General features: G+C 51.6%; 15 protein-coding genes. 9 read left to right on the top strand and 6 right to left on the bottom strand.

The window, feature by feature from the left end; genetic code table 11:
* Positions 1-137: 137 nt before the first annotated feature.
* The 3 genes from OB13_RS05160 to OB13_RS05150 form a co-directional block, all read right to left on the bottom strand.
* Positions 138-434, bottom strand: coding sequence for a hypothetical protein (locus tag OB13_RS05160; RefSeq protein ID WP_461489081.1), 297 nt, complete (start codon positions 432-434; stop codon positions 138-140).
* Positions 435-436: 2 nt separating this feature from the next.
* Positions 437-2,854: a phenylalanine--tRNA ligase subunit beta gene (gene pheT / locus OB13_RS05155; RefSeq protein WP_461489080.1), complete on the bottom strand. Its 2,418-nt coding sequence runs from the start codon at positions 2,852-2,854 to the stop codon at positions 437-439.
* A 310-nt stretch (positions 2,855-3,164) separates the two neighbouring features.
* On the bottom strand, positions 3,165-3,797 hold the full coding sequence (locus OB13_RS05150; protein ID WP_461489079.1) for a DUF1684 domain-containing protein: 633 nt from the start codon (positions 3,795-3,797) through the stop codon (positions 3,165-3,167).
* A gap of 309 nt (positions 3,798-4,106) precedes the next feature.
* Between OB13_RS05150 and OB13_RS05145 the strand changes: the two genes are divergently transcribed.
* The 5 genes from OB13_RS05145 to OB13_RS05125 all read left to right on the top strand — a co-directional run bounded on the left by OB13_RS05145 (position 4,107) and on the right by OB13_RS05125 (position 8,847).
* Positions 4,107-5,966, top strand: coding sequence for a pyruvate kinase (locus OB13_RS05145; protein ID WP_461489078.1), 1,860 nt, complete (start codon positions 4,107-4,109; stop codon positions 5,964-5,966).
* A gap of 56 nt (positions 5,967-6,022) precedes the next feature.
* Entirely contained in the window at positions 6,023-7,714 is a 1,692-nt protein-coding gene (locus tag OB13_RS05140; RefSeq protein WP_461489077.1) for a hypothetical protein, read from the top strand.
* A 140-nt stretch (positions 7,715-7,854) separates the two neighbouring features.
* Positions 7,855-8,037 (top strand): hypothetical protein, encoded by a 183-nt coding sequence (locus tag OB13_RS05135; RefSeq protein ID WP_461489076.1) that lies wholly within the window; start codon positions 7,855-7,857, stop codon positions 8,035-8,037.
* A 68-nt stretch (positions 8,038-8,105) separates the two neighbouring features.
* Positions 8,106-8,633 (top strand): hypothetical protein, encoded by a 528-nt coding sequence (locus tag OB13_RS05130; protein ID WP_461489075.1) that lies wholly within the window; start codon positions 8,106-8,108, stop codon positions 8,631-8,633.
* 10 nt (positions 8,634-8,643) lie between these two features.
* Complete coding sequence (locus tag OB13_RS05125) at positions 8,644-8,847, top strand: YwbE family protein (protein WP_461489074.1); 204 nt, start codon at positions 8,644-8,646, stop codon at positions 8,845-8,847.
* Here OB13_RS05125 and OB13_RS05120 read toward each other — a convergent pair.
* On the bottom strand, positions 8,844-9,263 hold the full coding sequence (locus OB13_RS05120; protein ID WP_461489073.1) for a four helix bundle protein: 420 nt from the start codon (positions 9,261-9,263) through the stop codon (positions 8,844-8,846). The genes OB13_RS05125 and OB13_RS05120 overlap by 4 nt on opposite strands.
* Before the next feature lie 52 nt (positions 9,264-9,315).
* Positions 9,316-10,014, bottom strand: coding sequence for a RadC family protein (radC, locus tag OB13_RS05115; protein WP_461489072.1), 699 nt, complete (start codon positions 10,012-10,014; stop codon positions 9,316-9,318).
* A gap of 186 nt (positions 10,015-10,200) precedes the next feature.
* Here radC and OB13_RS05110 point away from each other — a divergent pair, with 186 nt between their 5' ends.
* From OB13_RS05110 to uvsE, 4 genes are all read left to right on the top strand, one after another.
* Positions 10,201-11,436, top strand: coding sequence for a metallophosphoesterase (locus OB13_RS05110; RefSeq protein ID WP_461489071.1), 1,236 nt, complete (start codon positions 10,201-10,203; stop codon positions 11,434-11,436).
* Positions 11,437-11,777: 341 nt separating this feature from the next.
* Positions 11,778-12,431: a hypothetical protein gene (locus tag OB13_RS05105; protein WP_461489070.1), complete on the top strand. Its 654-nt coding sequence runs from the start codon at positions 11,778-11,780 to the stop codon at positions 12,429-12,431.
* Positions 12,432-12,696: 265 nt separating this feature from the next.
* Positions 12,697-13,332 (top strand): carboxypeptidase-like regulatory domain-containing protein, encoded by a 636-nt coding sequence (locus OB13_RS05100; RefSeq protein ID WP_461489069.1) that lies wholly within the window; start codon positions 12,697-12,699, stop codon positions 13,330-13,332.
* A gap of 70 nt (positions 13,333-13,402) precedes the next feature.
* Positions 13,403-14,296, top strand: coding sequence for a UV DNA damage repair endonuclease UvsE (uvsE, locus tag OB13_RS05095; RefSeq protein WP_461489068.1), 894 nt, complete (start codon positions 13,403-13,405; stop codon positions 14,294-14,296).
* Positions 14,297-14,309: 13 nt separating this feature from the next.
* Here uvsE and OB13_RS05090 read toward each other — a convergent pair whose 3' ends face one another.
* Positions 14,310-14,801 carry a DUF4112 domain-containing protein gene (locus OB13_RS05090; protein WP_461489067.1) on the bottom strand — a complete coding sequence of 164 codons (492 nt, stop codon included), beginning with the start codon at positions 14,799-14,801 and terminating at the stop codon, positions 14,310-14,312.
* Between the last annotated feature and the right edge of the window lie 278 nt (positions 14,802-15,079).

The raw sequence follows: 15,079 nt of genomic DNA, 5'->3' as shown, positions 1-15,079 counted from the left end.
ACTCGCGTTCTGCGATGCGAATCTTAATTGCTAATTCACCCATCCTTTGCGTTTCTATAGTTTAAAGCTACTCTCGTATTAGCGCCTTTTCAAAGGCAGTAGAACGGACTGATCTATTCTACTGCTATAGTGGCCTGCTAATCACGCAAGTAAGCGATACACTTATCAATTTCCCTGATATATTCGTTTAACTTCAGCTTTAACTCTGTCGAATTTGCAGTGTTTCCTGCTATCGTGTCTACAATTTTAACAATATTCTCTTGATTTTGAAAATTTTTTATTTGCTGTTCCTTTTCCTCTAACAGCGACTCGATGAATTTAATTTCTTCCTGGGCAGCTACAAGCCGCTGCTGCACCTCGGCGTGTTTGCTCAAGAGTTTACGTACTTTGTCCTCAATAGACTGGATCTGTTGCAGTTGCTTGTCCTTCGGCATACTTATTTGCGGATAATGGCCCCTAACTGTTTTTCGAATTGCTGCATCAGGCGGTTCATCACACTTTCGATCACTTTATCGGTCAGTGTCTGCTGCCTGTCGAGGAGTGTAAAGCTCAATGCGTAGGCTTTCTTGCCTGCTTCTATCTTATCGCCTTCGTACACGTCGAATACGTTCACGCTTTGCAGCAGCTTGCGCTCCGTTCGTAAAGCAACCTGCTTCACCTGTTCAAAGGTCACGTTCCGGTCCAGCACCAGCGACAGGTCGCGGCGCACTTCCGGGAACTTCGGCAAGTCTTCGGCCACCAGTTTGTCTTTGTACTTCTTGAGCAGGTAATCCCAGTTGAGTTCGGCATACCATACCTGCTCCTTCACGTCCATGAAGCGGGTCACGCCGGCATCCAGCATACCTACCTCTGCGATCACGGTGCCATTTTTCACATAAGCGATCCCCTGGCGCATGTAACTGTTTGGCTCCAGAGCCTGCACTTCGTAATCTGCCGCGTTGAGTTTTTGCAGCACGTTCTGCACCAGGCCGGCCAGATCGTGGAAACTTGCCTTCATACCCGGCTGCTTCCAGCTTTCGGCTGTTGTGTTGCCGGCTATGAAGAGAGCCAGCCGACGGCTCTCTTTGTAACCGTCTTCCAGCTGCTCGTATACCTTGCCCAGTTCGTATAGCTTGAGGTCGCGCTGGCGGCGGTTAATATTGTAGCGCAGCACTTCCAATCCGGAGAACACCATCGTTTTGCGGAGCACGTCCAGGTCCTCGCTGTTGTAATTGAGTACGCGTACCAGCCCGGCCATCCCCTGCTCGCCTGCCGGCGCATAGTAGTTGGAGTTGGTAATGGAGTTGGTGATGATCTCGTGGTACCCGTTGGCAGAGATGTAGTCGAGGATCGTGCTGGTCAGGTGCTCCGGGTCCGGCTTGGGGAAGCTGGCCATGTAGGTAGAAGCCATGTGCTCGCTCACGGCAATGTTGTTGAAGCCATAGATGCGCAGAATCTCCTCTACCACGTCGGCCTCCCGCGTCACATCCACCTTGAAGGGAGGAATGGAAAGGTTCAGATGCGTTTCCGATTCGCCTGTTACTTCTATACCCAGGTCCGTCAGGATGGACTTCATACGCTCCGCGCCGATGTGCTGGCCGATAAGCGTGTGTGTGCGTTCTATACTCAGTGTCAGCTCCAAGTTTTGGATCGGCTGCGGGTATACGTCGACTATCTCGGAACTGATCTCCCCGCCGGCCACTTCCTGCACCAGAAGCGCAGCACGCTTCAGCGCCAGAATCACCATGTTCGGATCCGTGCCGCGTTCAAAGCGGAACGATGCGTCTGTTTTCAGGCCATGCGCCATACCTGTCCGGCGGACAGAGTCCGGCGAAAAATAGGCGCTTTCGATGAATATACTCGTTGTCTCTTCGGACACACCGGATGCTTTGCCACCGAACACACCACCGATGGCCATCGGCTCCTCGGCATTGCAGATCATCAGGTCAGTGGCCTTGAGCTTGCGCTCGATACCGTCCAACGTCACAAACGGGGTGCCTTCGGCCAGTGTCTTCACGACAATCTTGTCTCCTTTGATCCTGTCTGCGTCAAAAGCGTGCAGCGGCTGACCCAATTCGTGGAGCACGTAATTAGTCACATCCACGATGTTGTTGATCGGCGACAAATCGATTGCCCGCAAACGCTTTTGCAGCCATTCCGGCGAAGGGCCTACTTTCACGCCGCTCACTGTTACGCCGGCATACCTTGGGCAGGCCTCGGTATTCTCTATTTCTACCGCAATCGGGCGGCTGGTATTCTTTACTTTGAAATCTTCTACCGAAGGCAAGGTATAGGGCACTTGGGTCAATGCCTTCAGATCACGGGCCACGCCAAAGTGCGAAGCAGCGTCGGCGCGGTTAGGCGTCAGTCCGATCTCAAATACCTTGTCCGAACCCAGGCCAAAGTACGCAGCGGCCGGAGTACCATTGGGCAGGTCCGTGTCCAGCACCATGATGCCGGCATGCGACGTACCAATCCCGATCTCATCCTCGGCACAGATCATCCCTTCTGAAGCAGCCCCACGGATCTTCGATTTTTTGATCTTGAACGGTTCGCCCCCGGTAGGGTAAAGCGTGCTGTTCACGGTGGCCACCACCACCTTCTGACCGGCTGCCACATTGGGGGCGCCGCATACGATTTGGCTCGGCTCACCGGTACCAATGTCAACCGTCGTTACGCTCAGGCGGTCGGCATCCGGATGGCGCTCACAGGTGAGCACCTCTCCTATCACGATCCCATCCAAGCCACCCTGTACCTGGTCGAAGGTATGGATCGCCTCTACTTCCAGGCCAGCGCCCGTCAGCAAAGCACCGACTTCCTCAGCCGGTTTATCTATATGAATCAGTTGTTTCAGCCAGTCGAATGAAATCAGCATGGTTATTTCTGTTGTTCTTTAAGGTATATCTTCTTTTGGAAGAGGCCAATTTCTCCAAAATTAAGGATTATTTTCGAAGACATAAGATGTAAGACACAGGACATACGGAACAAGATGCAAGATTTTAGCTTTCCTGTCACATTACAGGGAAAGGTAGCCCTGCAAAACAAGGTATAGCAAAGAGGTACCTAGTGGATTAGTGCTCGTACGCTGCAGTTCCCAACCCGCCTTGTTCACTCGTCGTGGTTTTAACTATGATCTGCCCACCATTTTGGTCTTGTGTCTTGATTCTTGCGTCCTGTGTCCCAAATTACTCCAGACCCATGTGCGGTTTGTCGTACGTCTTCTCCCCGGCAGGTATAGCCACTGTCAAGCGGTTGTCTTTGGGCGGCACCGGGCACACATACTCCGCGTTGTAGGCACAGAAAGGGCTGTAGGCGCGATTGAAGTCGATGGTAGCCGTTTTGGCTCCTTCTTTGAAAGGCACATCGATGTAGCGTCCGCCACCATAGGTCTCAAACCCGTTTGTTTTGTCGGTGAAAGGCACAAACAGCTCCTCTTTCTCCTCATTCACTTTTTTATAGAGCGTCAGGCGTTGCGGCTGGCCTTCCAGGGTGAAGGAGGCGTGGGCATACCGGATGTAGGCTTCTGTGCTGCCGTTGGTCATGGGCATGTGCAGCGTATCTTTCTGCTCCAGCTCCTCCAGCTTCACCTTCACGCGGTAATCGAGGTTGGGCTCATAATACACCAGGTTCTTGAAGGTTCGTCGGTCGGCCTCCTCAAACGGGCTGTTGGTTCTGCCCCTGAACGTCAGGTCTTTCTCTTCGCGCTCTTTCTGAAGCGGAATCAGGTAGTTGTCGTCACTGAGAAAGGATTCCCGGACAAAGTAAAACAGCACCAGCGCAATACCGGCCAGTATAAGCAGCTTGAAGGGACGTTGCATAGCAGATGTGGCTTATTTTTCTGCAATTTCGCAAATTTTTGGGGAGGATAGTTCTAATCTGAAAAAACTTGTCTTCGGCTTTTTGGCTTTCCGGAATCCGGAAATCATACCCGGCCTGCAAAGCAGAGCTAAGGAAGTGTTCCGAACAAAGTTTTGAGCATAACACAGTCGCTTCCTCCACTTTTCCAGCTATACCTTATATTTAATTAAACTATATATTTAACAAGTAGACAGGGCAACCCTACCCTGTCTATACCAGTTTGATAATATGCCCCGTTAACTAGTATGCCCCACTAACTGAACTCAGCCATGCAGCCAGACGAAAAACAACTAAGAGAGCTACTCACACAACTTGACGGCCTCCACCAGGATGCCCTTGAGCTGGAGCAAAAATTTTCTCCGGCTATCAAACAGGTTCATCCTTCTTTCAGAAAGAGTGCCCGCAACTTGGTGCATTATCTCTCGTTGCGCCAGCACGACATCCGGCACCTGCAGGAAAGCCTGGCACAGCTGGGTCTTTCGTCACTCGGGCGGGCAGAGGGGCATGTGCTGGCCAGCCTCCAGGCAGTGCGTGACATACTGTGTCATTTACTCGAGTGTGCGCCTGTCAGAAAACAGCTGGCTGTTTCCAGTTCGGAGAGCAGCGAACTACTGGCCACCCACAACAACGAACTGCTGGGTCCGGCGCCTGCTAACCGGAGTACGCGCATCATGGTCACTTTCTCCAACGATCTGGCAAATGATTATGAACTGCTGGTGCGCATGATGCGTGCCGGGATGGACTGCGCCCGTATCAACTGTGCCCATGACGATGAGAAGGTATGGCTCAGCATGGTGGAGGCAGTGCGCAGGGCGGAGAAGGAAACAGGACAGAGCTGCAAAATACTGATGGACCTGATGGGGCCTAAGTTACGCACCGGCCCCCTGAAGCCCGGACCGGCCCTCATTGCCATTCGCCCTATTCAGAATGCATTCGGTCAGCTGGTATCGCCTGCCAAGGTATGGCTGGCCCCGAAGAACGTGGCCTGCGATGTGCCGGTAGATGCCGCGCTGCCGCTCAAAGCCGAGTGGGTGTCACAGCTCCAGCGCGGGGATAAGCTCAAGTTCAAAGATACGCGCGGCCGGGACCGGTCCTTTACCGTGATCCAACGGATGGAAAAAGGGGTGATTGCGCACCTCTTCAAAACCTCCTACCTCAGCACCGGCACCAGCCTCACCATCAGCAAAGCCAATGCCCTGGACCGGACCACCCAGGTGGGCGAGCTCCCTGTCAGCGTAGATCCTATTATGCTTCGCAAAGATGATCTCCTGATTCTGAACAAAGAGCCGATACCCGGAGAGCCTGCTTTGTATGATGCAGAAGGGCACATTGTAAAACCGGCGCATATATCCTGCACCCTGCCCGAGATTTTCAGCCAGGTGAAGGAGGGACAACCGATCCTGTTTGATGACGGCAAGATAGAAGGCGTGATCATGAGATCGGAGGACGAGTTCCTGATGGTAAAGATCACACACGCCAAAGAAAACGGCAGCAAATTGCTCCACGACAAAGGCATTAACCTGCCCGAGAGCAAGCTGCACCTGGAAAGCCTGACCGAGCATGACAAAGAAAACCTCGCTTTCGTGGCCAAATATGCCGACGCTGTCAGCCTTTCGTTTGTCAACCACCCGGAAATGATCGAGAAGCTGCATGCCGAACTGAAGCGGCTGGAGGCCAAAAAAATGGGCATCGTGCTCAAGATCGAGACCAAAGAAGGATTCCGGAACCTGCCCCACCTGCTGCTCACCGTCATGAAGACCCACCCTGTCGGGGTGATGATCGCCCGGGGCGACCTGGCCGTGGAATGTGGCTGGCAACGGCTGGCCGAAGTGCAGGAAGAGATCCTGTGGCTGAGCGAAGCGGCCCATATCCCGGTGATCTGGGCCACGCAGGTGTTGGAATCGCTCTCCAAAAAAGGCAGGCCGTCGCGGGCCGAAATCACGGATGCTGCGATGTCGCAAAGAGCTGACTGCGTGATGCTCAACAAAGGGGCCTATATACTCCAGGCAATTGAGTTGCTCGATGATATCCTCAAACGGATGCAGCAACATCAGCACAAAAAGAGCTCTATGCTGCGCCAGCTCCATGTCTCCGAACTGGAACTTCCTGAGCCAGAGGATAAAAAATAATTGATTGGCGTACCTGGCAAAAAGCCAGCTAAATTTTTAAACGACCTGAACCTGCTATGCAGCAACGTTTCATCCTGCTTTTGTTCGTTCTGCTACCTTACGCGACCTTGGCCAGTACCTACTACGTCAGTTCCACTGGCAACGATAACTCCCCGGGCACTTCCGCCAAAACAGCCTGGCGCACTATCGATCAAGTAAACAAACACCGGTACAGCCCCGGCGACACCATTTTATTGGAAGGAGGAGCTACCTTCAAAGGCGGCTTATACTTCCATACCTCCAACATTACATCAGGGGAAGCGCCTGTCCGCATAAGTTCATTCGGAACAGGCAGGGCCACCATCGATGCGGACACCAGTTATGGCCTGTTTGCCTACAACGTAGCAAGCCTGGAGATCTGGGAACTGAACTTCAGGGGCAGCGGCTATACCACCAACCGCAACCACGGCATCCTGTTCTACAACGACCTGCCCGGCGACGTGAAACTGCCGCATATTGTCCTGGACCAGGTGGAGGTCAGCGGCTTCCGGAAATCAGGTATATCGGTAGGCGGCTCGAAGGGCAACAGCGGCTTCCGCGACGTGCGGATCACCAATGCCGCCGTCCATGATATCGGCTCGGAAGGCATCAACACCTGGGGAGCGTTTGATCAGCATAAGAAAGGGTATGCGCACCTCAACGTATACATCGGCCATTGCCATGTTTACCACATTTACGCCCTGCCCCTGCCCCAAAAGCACAGCGGCTGCGGCATAGAAATGTCCGACGTGGATGGCGGCGTGATCGAGTTTAGCGTGGTGCATACCTCCGGCATGAACAACGTGTATTGCGGCGGGCCTGTAGGTATCTGGGCCTGGGATGCCAACAACATCACCATTCAGTACAACGAGGCCTACAACATGGGGGCCGGCAGCGGCTGCGACGGGGGTGGCTTTGATCTGGATGGCGGCGTGACCAACTCCGTGATGCAATACAACTACTCCCACGACAACGACGGAGCCGGTTTCCTGATCGCGCAGTTTGAATGGGCACGGCCGATGTACAACAACATCATAAGGTATAACATCTCGGAGAACGACGGCCGCAAGAACGGCTACAAAGGCATAACCCTGTGGGTAGCAGACCAGAACAACAACGGCGGCAACCGGGACCTGCTCGTATACAACAACACCATCTTTGCTGATAAAGCGAAAGCTCCCTCGGGCGGAGGTGTCTTCTTTAAGAGTGGCGGCCACTACAACGTCCGGTTCTTCAACAACCTCTTCTACAGCCGGAACGGAGCCCCGATGATCGTGGCAGCAGCTGATACCGCCCTGGAAGTAGCTTTTGAGCACAACGCCTACTTCAGCGAAGACAGTACCTATACCTTCAGCTGGGGCAAGGATGCCTATACCTCGCTGGCCGCTTTCCGGCAGGGTACACAGCAGGAGATTCGGAACGGTCATCCGACCGGAATAGTGGCCAATCCACTGCTGGCAGCACCCGGCACGGCAGGCACCATCGGCTATCCAGCTAACCTGAAAAAGTTGCAGGACAGGTATAGACCCCGGAAAAATTCGCCTATCAGAGGAAACGGCGTCGCGGTGGCTACACCTTTCCCTTTCGCAGCCGCGACACACGACCTGACGGGAAGGTCGGTTAGTCCTCAGACCCTGCCCGACCTGGGAGCCATTGCCTATACCCGGCCAAAACGCCTGATGTGGTTGAGAAAGATTCCTGTGTTCAGGGGTTTGGAAATCAGAAAGTAAACGGCTTAGAAAATCAGCCGGCGGGAGTGATCTGAATCTGAAATCAGAAGCGCTATACCTAAAAAATATATGTATCTTGCTTCTAGCAACAAGTTCTCATCTTAGTGCCTGTTGCTGTTTCTCCACAGGTATAGCAGCGCATGAGCAACAAAAAAACTATTAACTACATCGGGATTATTGCTGTGCTGTTGGCAGTAACAGGGGCAGTTATCAACATTGGTCACTTCTTCGACAACAAATTTATTGGCTGGTCTTTTATCTGGTCTGGCCTGGCACTAGCCATTGCAAACACCTGGTACACTATCCGCAAGCACCGGCGGTAGAGCGCGCTTGAATTTAAAATAGAAGCCGAAAGCTACCTATACCTGCAGGCAAATTATTGTTTAAGAAAATGAAGTTAAGCAAACTCATCACCACGTTACTCCTGACCGGATGCGGCTTACAGGCTTTTGCACAGCAGCAACTCATTCACCCAAAGGAGCATCACAAGCAAGCAGTTGTCGCGAGAAACGAGAACCAACCTTACATCCAGGTCAATGGGCAGCAAACCGTACAACCGAGCCTTATCTTGTTCTCTCCCGAAACTATTGAAAGCGTTGAAGTACATAAAGATGCTAATGCCACTAACAAATTTGGCAAGAAGGCCAAAGACAGCGCGATCCTGATTCAGACCAAACCCGGTGTAACCCTGGCACGACTGCAGGACATCTACACCCACTTCGCCATACCTTCTGCGCAACAAAATCTGAAAGTAGTGATCAACAGCAAACTTATAAGAGACACGAATCTGATTCTGGCTGACCTGAACATGATAGAACATGTACAAGTGGTAAAACAGGAGGTGACAGCACCAGTGCGCTGGAGCCTAAATGATGAAGAAGAATTCCTACACATCATCCCCAAAAAGCAGGAAAAATAACCAATATACAATGGACGGAACAAAAAGAAGCAACATCAAGCCAGGCCTGCACGTGAACATTGTGCTCAAGGAAGACCAGCGCAGCGGCGACCTCACCGAAGGCTACGTAAAAGATATCCTGACCAAATCTCCCAATCACCCGCACGGCATCAAAGTGCGCCTTGAAACCGGTGAAGTAGGACGCGTGAAGGAAATATTGGAGTTTGAGAGTTAGAGAGTTTGGGAGTTTGAGAATTTAGGAGTTGGGGAATTATTGCTTTTGTAGGATGATTTTCTAATTGTAACCAGGATGGCGGTTAGTTCATCGGCTTCTTGCTTTAGAGAAGCAAGGCGGCTGGTAGCCATTATACCTGATTCTTCCAACAGCTCAATCCAAAAAAGCGATTCGTCAGCTTCTTCCAAAGCTATACCTATTTTAGCCACAAATTCGGCATTCGACCTTGCCCGGCAAGCGGCACGATAGTTTGCAGCAACCGAAGTGGCTGAGCGCAAAAATTGTTTGCCCAACACATACGCATCGGCCTGTCGAGGCAGTGCCCGGAACAATTTGATACACCGCAGAGCAAATTCCTTGGTGCGCAGCTTTAGGCTTTCTCCAAAAGCAAAATTACTTGATTTATTGCCCTCCATACCTGAATCTTAACTCATCATTCATAACTCTCAAACTCCTAAACTCACAAACTCACAACATTCCTTCATCAGCGAAGCTGTAGTAGTCGTTGTCAGTGAAGATGATGTGATCGAGAATGGGGAGGTCGAGGAAAGTGCCGGCTTCCTTCATTTTTTTGGTGAGGGCGATGTCGGCGGCGCTGGGCTTGGTATTGCCGCTCGGGTGGTTGTGCACCAGGATGACGGAACTGGCCAGTTGCTCCAGCGCTTTTTTGAAGATGATCTTCGGATCGGCCACCGTACCGGCCACTCCCCCGCTGCTGATGCTCTCTTTCCGCATGACCACATTGGCCCGGTTCAACAGGATGATCCAGAACTCTTCGTGCGGCAGGTCCAGGAGTTGGGGCTTGATGTAGTTATAAATATCCGTGGAGCAGGTGATGCGGGTTTTGGCGGCCACGGCTGTCTCTTTGCGGCGGCGGCCCAGTTCCAGCGCGCTCACGATACTGATGGCTTTGGCTTCGCCTATACCTTTGTGCTTCGTCAGGTCTTTTACCGTCAGTTTGGCCAGTTCGTTCAGGTCATTGCCCACAGCCGATAAGATGAGTTTGGCAACATCGACCGCTGTCAGTTTGGGCGTCCCCGAGCCGATCAGGATGGCAATTAGTTCGGCATCGCTCAGTGCTGCCTTGCCTTTGAGGAGCAGCTTTTCGCGCGGACGGTCCTCTTCGGCCCAGGTTTTGATATTGAGCGAGGAAACAGAGTATGACATTTCTGCAGTAGCCGGGCTTTCTTCCACAACGGTATAGTATTTGTTAGAGAATCAGGATGATAGGTGAATCTGTTTCTCCTTAAAATAGTTCATAGTAAGTGGCCCTGTCCCCTACTTTTTTCACTTAACTCTAAATTCAAACTTTTGCTGCCTCTGTTTGTTCCATTGCAGCATTAACCATACTTTATGCAACGTTACTTTTCAATAGGAGTGGTTCTATTCATACTGTTCCTGGTGGACTTTTATGTGTTTCAGGCTATCAAAACGGTTACCCAAGGCCTGACCATTTCTGCCCAGCGCATCATCTATGTCCTGTATTGGACTGTGTTTGGCATCACGGCGATCACCTTTCTCCTGGCTTCCTTAACAAGAGGCACACCACCGGATGCGTACAAAACATACCTGGCCAGTACCCTCTTCATCATCTTCGCGTCTAAACTGGTGGTGGTGCTGTTCCTGTTTGTAGACGACGCCTTGCGTCTGGGCAAGATCGTTATCAACCATGCCAGCAGCAGTGGGCCGGCGTATGATCCGTCCCGCAGCAAGTTTATCAACCAGATGGGGCTGCTGGTGGCAGCTGTTCCTTTTACCGCCTTTATTTATGGTATGGTGAAGGGCGCCTACGATTACCGTGTAAAACGGGTAACTCTGCATTTCCCCAACCTGCCCAAAGCATTTGACGGCTTCAAGATGCTCCAGATATCCGACCTGCACACGGGGAGCTTTAACTCAGCGGAGCCGCTCAAAGAAGCCGTCCGCCTCATCAACCAGCAGGAAGCAGACCTGGTGTTCTTCACTGGTGACCTGGTAAACAATGTGGCCACCGAACTGACCGACCACCTGGACACACTCAAAGAGATCAAATCGCGTAATGGCGTCTTCTCTGTGCTGGGCAACCATGACTACGGGGACTATGTGGCCTGGGAAAGCAATGAGGCCAAAACCCGCAACCTGCAGACGCTGATAGAGTCGCATGGCAAGATGGGCTGGCAGATCCTGATGAATGAAAACCGGCTGATCGAAAAAGACGGGGAACACATTGCAGTATTGGGTGTGGAAAACTGGGGGGCCAAGGCGCGCTTTCCGAAGTATGGCAACCTGAGCAAAGCCTATAGCGGGGCTGAAAACAGCCCGTTCAAGGTGCTGCTTTCGCATGACCCTTCGCATTGGGACGCTGAGATCAACCAAAAGTACCCGGACATTGACCTGACCCTCTCCGGCCATACCCATGGCATGCAGTTTGGTGTGAATATACCCGGCCTGAAATGGAGCCCGGTGCAATACGTTTATGATCAATGGGCGGGCCTTTACAAACAAGGCAAGCAGTACCTGTACGTAAATACGGGTCTGGGTTTCCTCGGCTATCCCGGAAGAGTCGGCTTTCTGCCCGAAATCACTGTTTTCGAATTAAAGCAGGCTTAAACAGCTCATCCATTTCAAGATATGTGTACCAAACAAAACCAGCCGGCAGCTTATGCCGGCTGGTTTTGTTTGGTACATCCCCTATATACATTTTGTTATATTTTTACTCATACACTGGACTCCGCCTATACCTGATAACCCGCGTCTTCCTACACACGAATCCATCCACGCAAAGTACTTTATAAACATACTATCAAGAAATTCAGCTTTATCCGGCACCTGCTCTCCTATAAACCTTAACCTACCCCTCCCGTAAAAGCTTAGGACAGGTTAAATATGTTTTGTACTATTTAAACACAACAGACCCCGTATTTTAAGCCAAACTTAAAGTTCTTGAATCTATGAAAAAGATATTTTATTCTATAGGAGTAGTGAGTGTCATGCTGTTTGCGTCTTGTACCGAAGACAGGGGTACCACGACAGAGGTAGCCGATGCGAACAAGGATGAAACTGTGAATCCGAACCAGATCAGAGGATATGGGGAAGAACAGACAGCCGCTTCGGATATGGACACGGAGGCAGCATGGCGTCAAAACTCCGAACAGCTAGCCGGACAAATGGCAACTGACCTGAAGTTAGACACAACCGCCCGCAAACGGGTACAGCAGGTGTTGTTTGAACGGGAAAGACGCATGGGCGAACTCGAAGACCGCTATAACTATACCGAGACCAACCGCATGGGGGGCCAGGCCAACAACGACACCCGCAATGATACGAGTAAGAACCCCTCTACTAATTTGGATGCCAAACGCCCCAACAACCAGGGCAATGCCTATCGGGGCAATAGCAACATGAACGACGGCAACAATAACAACCTGCAGATGAGAGAAACGGAAATGAACTCAGAGCGTGAACGCATCCAGGCCAATACAGAAAAGGAGCTGAAAGCGATCCTGTCACCCGAGCAGTTCAAAAAATTTGAGCAAAACCGTGCTTCGTACACGGGCATGAATCCGGGCTCAGGTGTCAATCCCGTGAGCAACCCGGAAAATTAGGCTATAATTTTAAATAGCAGATAATCAGCCAAGTAGAAACCAAACTTTTCCCCTGACGTAAAAATAAACAGTACCGAAAGCCTGTAGCGCCCGTAGCTATAGGCTTTCGTCTTTTCTGCCCTACCTGTTTCATCAAAAATTAGTACCTTTAACTCCGGGACACGCCCCATTATTTAAAGTCTGGAGCTGGTATACTTTTTGCCCTGTTCCAGCGTACTGATTTTAACTTTTGCCGCTTGCTTCAGGAGTGGCGCTATGCAGCACTATGCTCCGACACCCATTGCTCTTTCTGATCACCCTGCTACTCCTGCTCTGCACGCTCCCTGCACTGGCTCAGCGCACGATCCGTGTGAGCGGTACCGTACTGAAGTCAGATAAGGTAACCCCTATACCCGGTGCCGGCATTATCAGGTATGGAACAAATTTGGCAGTAGTTTCGGATGCAGAAGGCAAATTCCTGATAGACATTGAACAGGAAGATACGCTGCTAGTACGTGCCGTTGGGTTTAAGCCTTTGCTATACCTTCCGAAGAAACTTCCTGTATCCGAGATCCGCGTCAATATTGTGCTGCAGGAAGATAGCGTGATGCTGGGCGAGGTGGAAGTCACCAGCCGCCCTTCCGAAGAACTTATACAGCGTGCCCTGCGCAACATGAAGCGCGAAGAACCCGAATATGTGAAGCGACCCGGTTACCGGCCTGAACTGGAGCCCGGGCCGCCGCCTCCGGCTCCGCCCCCTACCATACTAAACCCCATGTCGCTGCTTTATGACATGTTCTCCAAAGAGGGAAAACAGAACCAAAAACTGCAGCAGCTCCTGCTGATAGAAGAAATGAGCCGTCGCAAAAAGGAAAAGGAGGCCTATAACCGCCTGTTTAAGGACAACACGGGCTACGAGTAAAATAATTTTTGTTCGGGCTGAACAATGTGCTTTTGCGTAGGTTAGGTTAAAACCTATACCTGCTTGCACTATGAAGATCGGTTACCCCTGCATCAATCAAACCTTAGATTGCTCCTCTTCCAGAACCTTTCGCCTTGCTTCTTATTCCGAAGAAAGACTGGTGGAGACAGTAAAGCAAAACCTGGCTTGCCTGGGACGCATCCTGGAATACAATGTGCAACATGGGTTGCTGTTCTTCCGGCTTACCTCTGATCTGGTACCCTTTGCGTCGCATGCCATCAATACCTACAACTGGCAGGACCATTTTAAACCAACGCTGCGCCAACTGGGAGACTACATCCGGAGCCACAACATGCGTATCTCCATGCACCCCGACCAGTTTGTGGTGCTGAACTCTCCGAACGCAAACACAGTGAAGAACAGCATTGCCGAACTGGTATACCAGGGCACCATTCTGGACCTGATGGGGCTGGATGCCACAGCCAAGCTGCAGATCCACGGCGGTGGTGCTTATGGCGATAAGGAATCCGCTATCCATCGTTTTGCAGAGGTATACCACACCATGTTGCCTGAGGAAGTCAAAGCCCGGCTCTGTGTCGAAAACGATGACCGCACTTACAGCCTCACCGACTGCCTGGTGCTGCATGAACTGACCGGGATGCCTGTCATTTTTGATAACCTGCACCACGAGTGCGTGAACAATGGCGAACCGATGCGGGAAGCGGTATTATTGGCAGCACAAACCTGGCAGCCGGAGCGCGACGACATCCTGATGATGGACTACAGCGCGCAATCGCCGGGAGAGCGCAAAGGCAAGCACGTGCAAAGTATAGAGGAGCAGCTCTTCCACGATTTTCTGGCAGAAACGGAAGGCCTGGACATGGACATCATGCTGGAAATAAAAGACAAAGAGGAAAGCGCTCTCAAAGCTGTTGCAGTTGCCCGCTCTCTTGGCCGGATCTGAAACAGCGAAAGGCTTACCCCGCTACCAGGTGATAGAGAAACTGGGTGGCTTCCCAAATGGCCCAAAGCAGCAGGATCAACAAAACCACAAGGCCGATCACCACACCGATCACGATGCCCTTGCCGCTCCCCTGGTACTTGCCTTCGTCGTAATGTGCCCGTAGCAGGCGTACATTCCGCTCATTTGCTTTGAAGGCAAAGTCAAAGATATTCCCCAGTATCGGTATACTGCCGATCAGCACGTCTATACCTACATTGAGCAGCATGAGTGCGACCAGCTTCCCACTGGCACCATGACGGGCCATCGTCAGAATAAGCATGGCCGATACACCAAAGGAGGCAACATCACCCACTACCGGGAGGAGGCCCAGGATGGGGTCGAGGCCAAAACGCCAGTTGGTGCCCGGCAAGCGAAACTGGTTGTCCATTAGCTTCGTTACCTGGTCCACCCACTTCAGCTTTTCACTGCGCGGGGTGCGGCTATAATGTGTATGTAGTTCTGCCATAGGTGCCTATACGCAACCAATTGCTAAAAGTAGCGCCAGCACAACCGCTTGCTCCGATCGCCTGCCGGTTATATGGTTTCGGGGACCGGCCACTTCATCTTATCAATCTGCCATTCTCCGCTTTGCCACTTTGTTATTTTTGGGCTTGTAAGAATTCTTCTTCCACTTTTTGTTCACTTTGTCAGGGCGGCCATTGATATAGCGCATGCTACCGTAGTCATCTACCACGATGGCATGTTTGCTGCGACTTAAAGGCGAGCAGGAGGTAACAGTTCCTG

The organism is Pontibacter sp. HJ8 (assembly GCF_054824225.1).
Note: the sequence above shows the minus strand (reverse complement) of the source record. Positions and strands in the feature narration are given on the sequence as shown.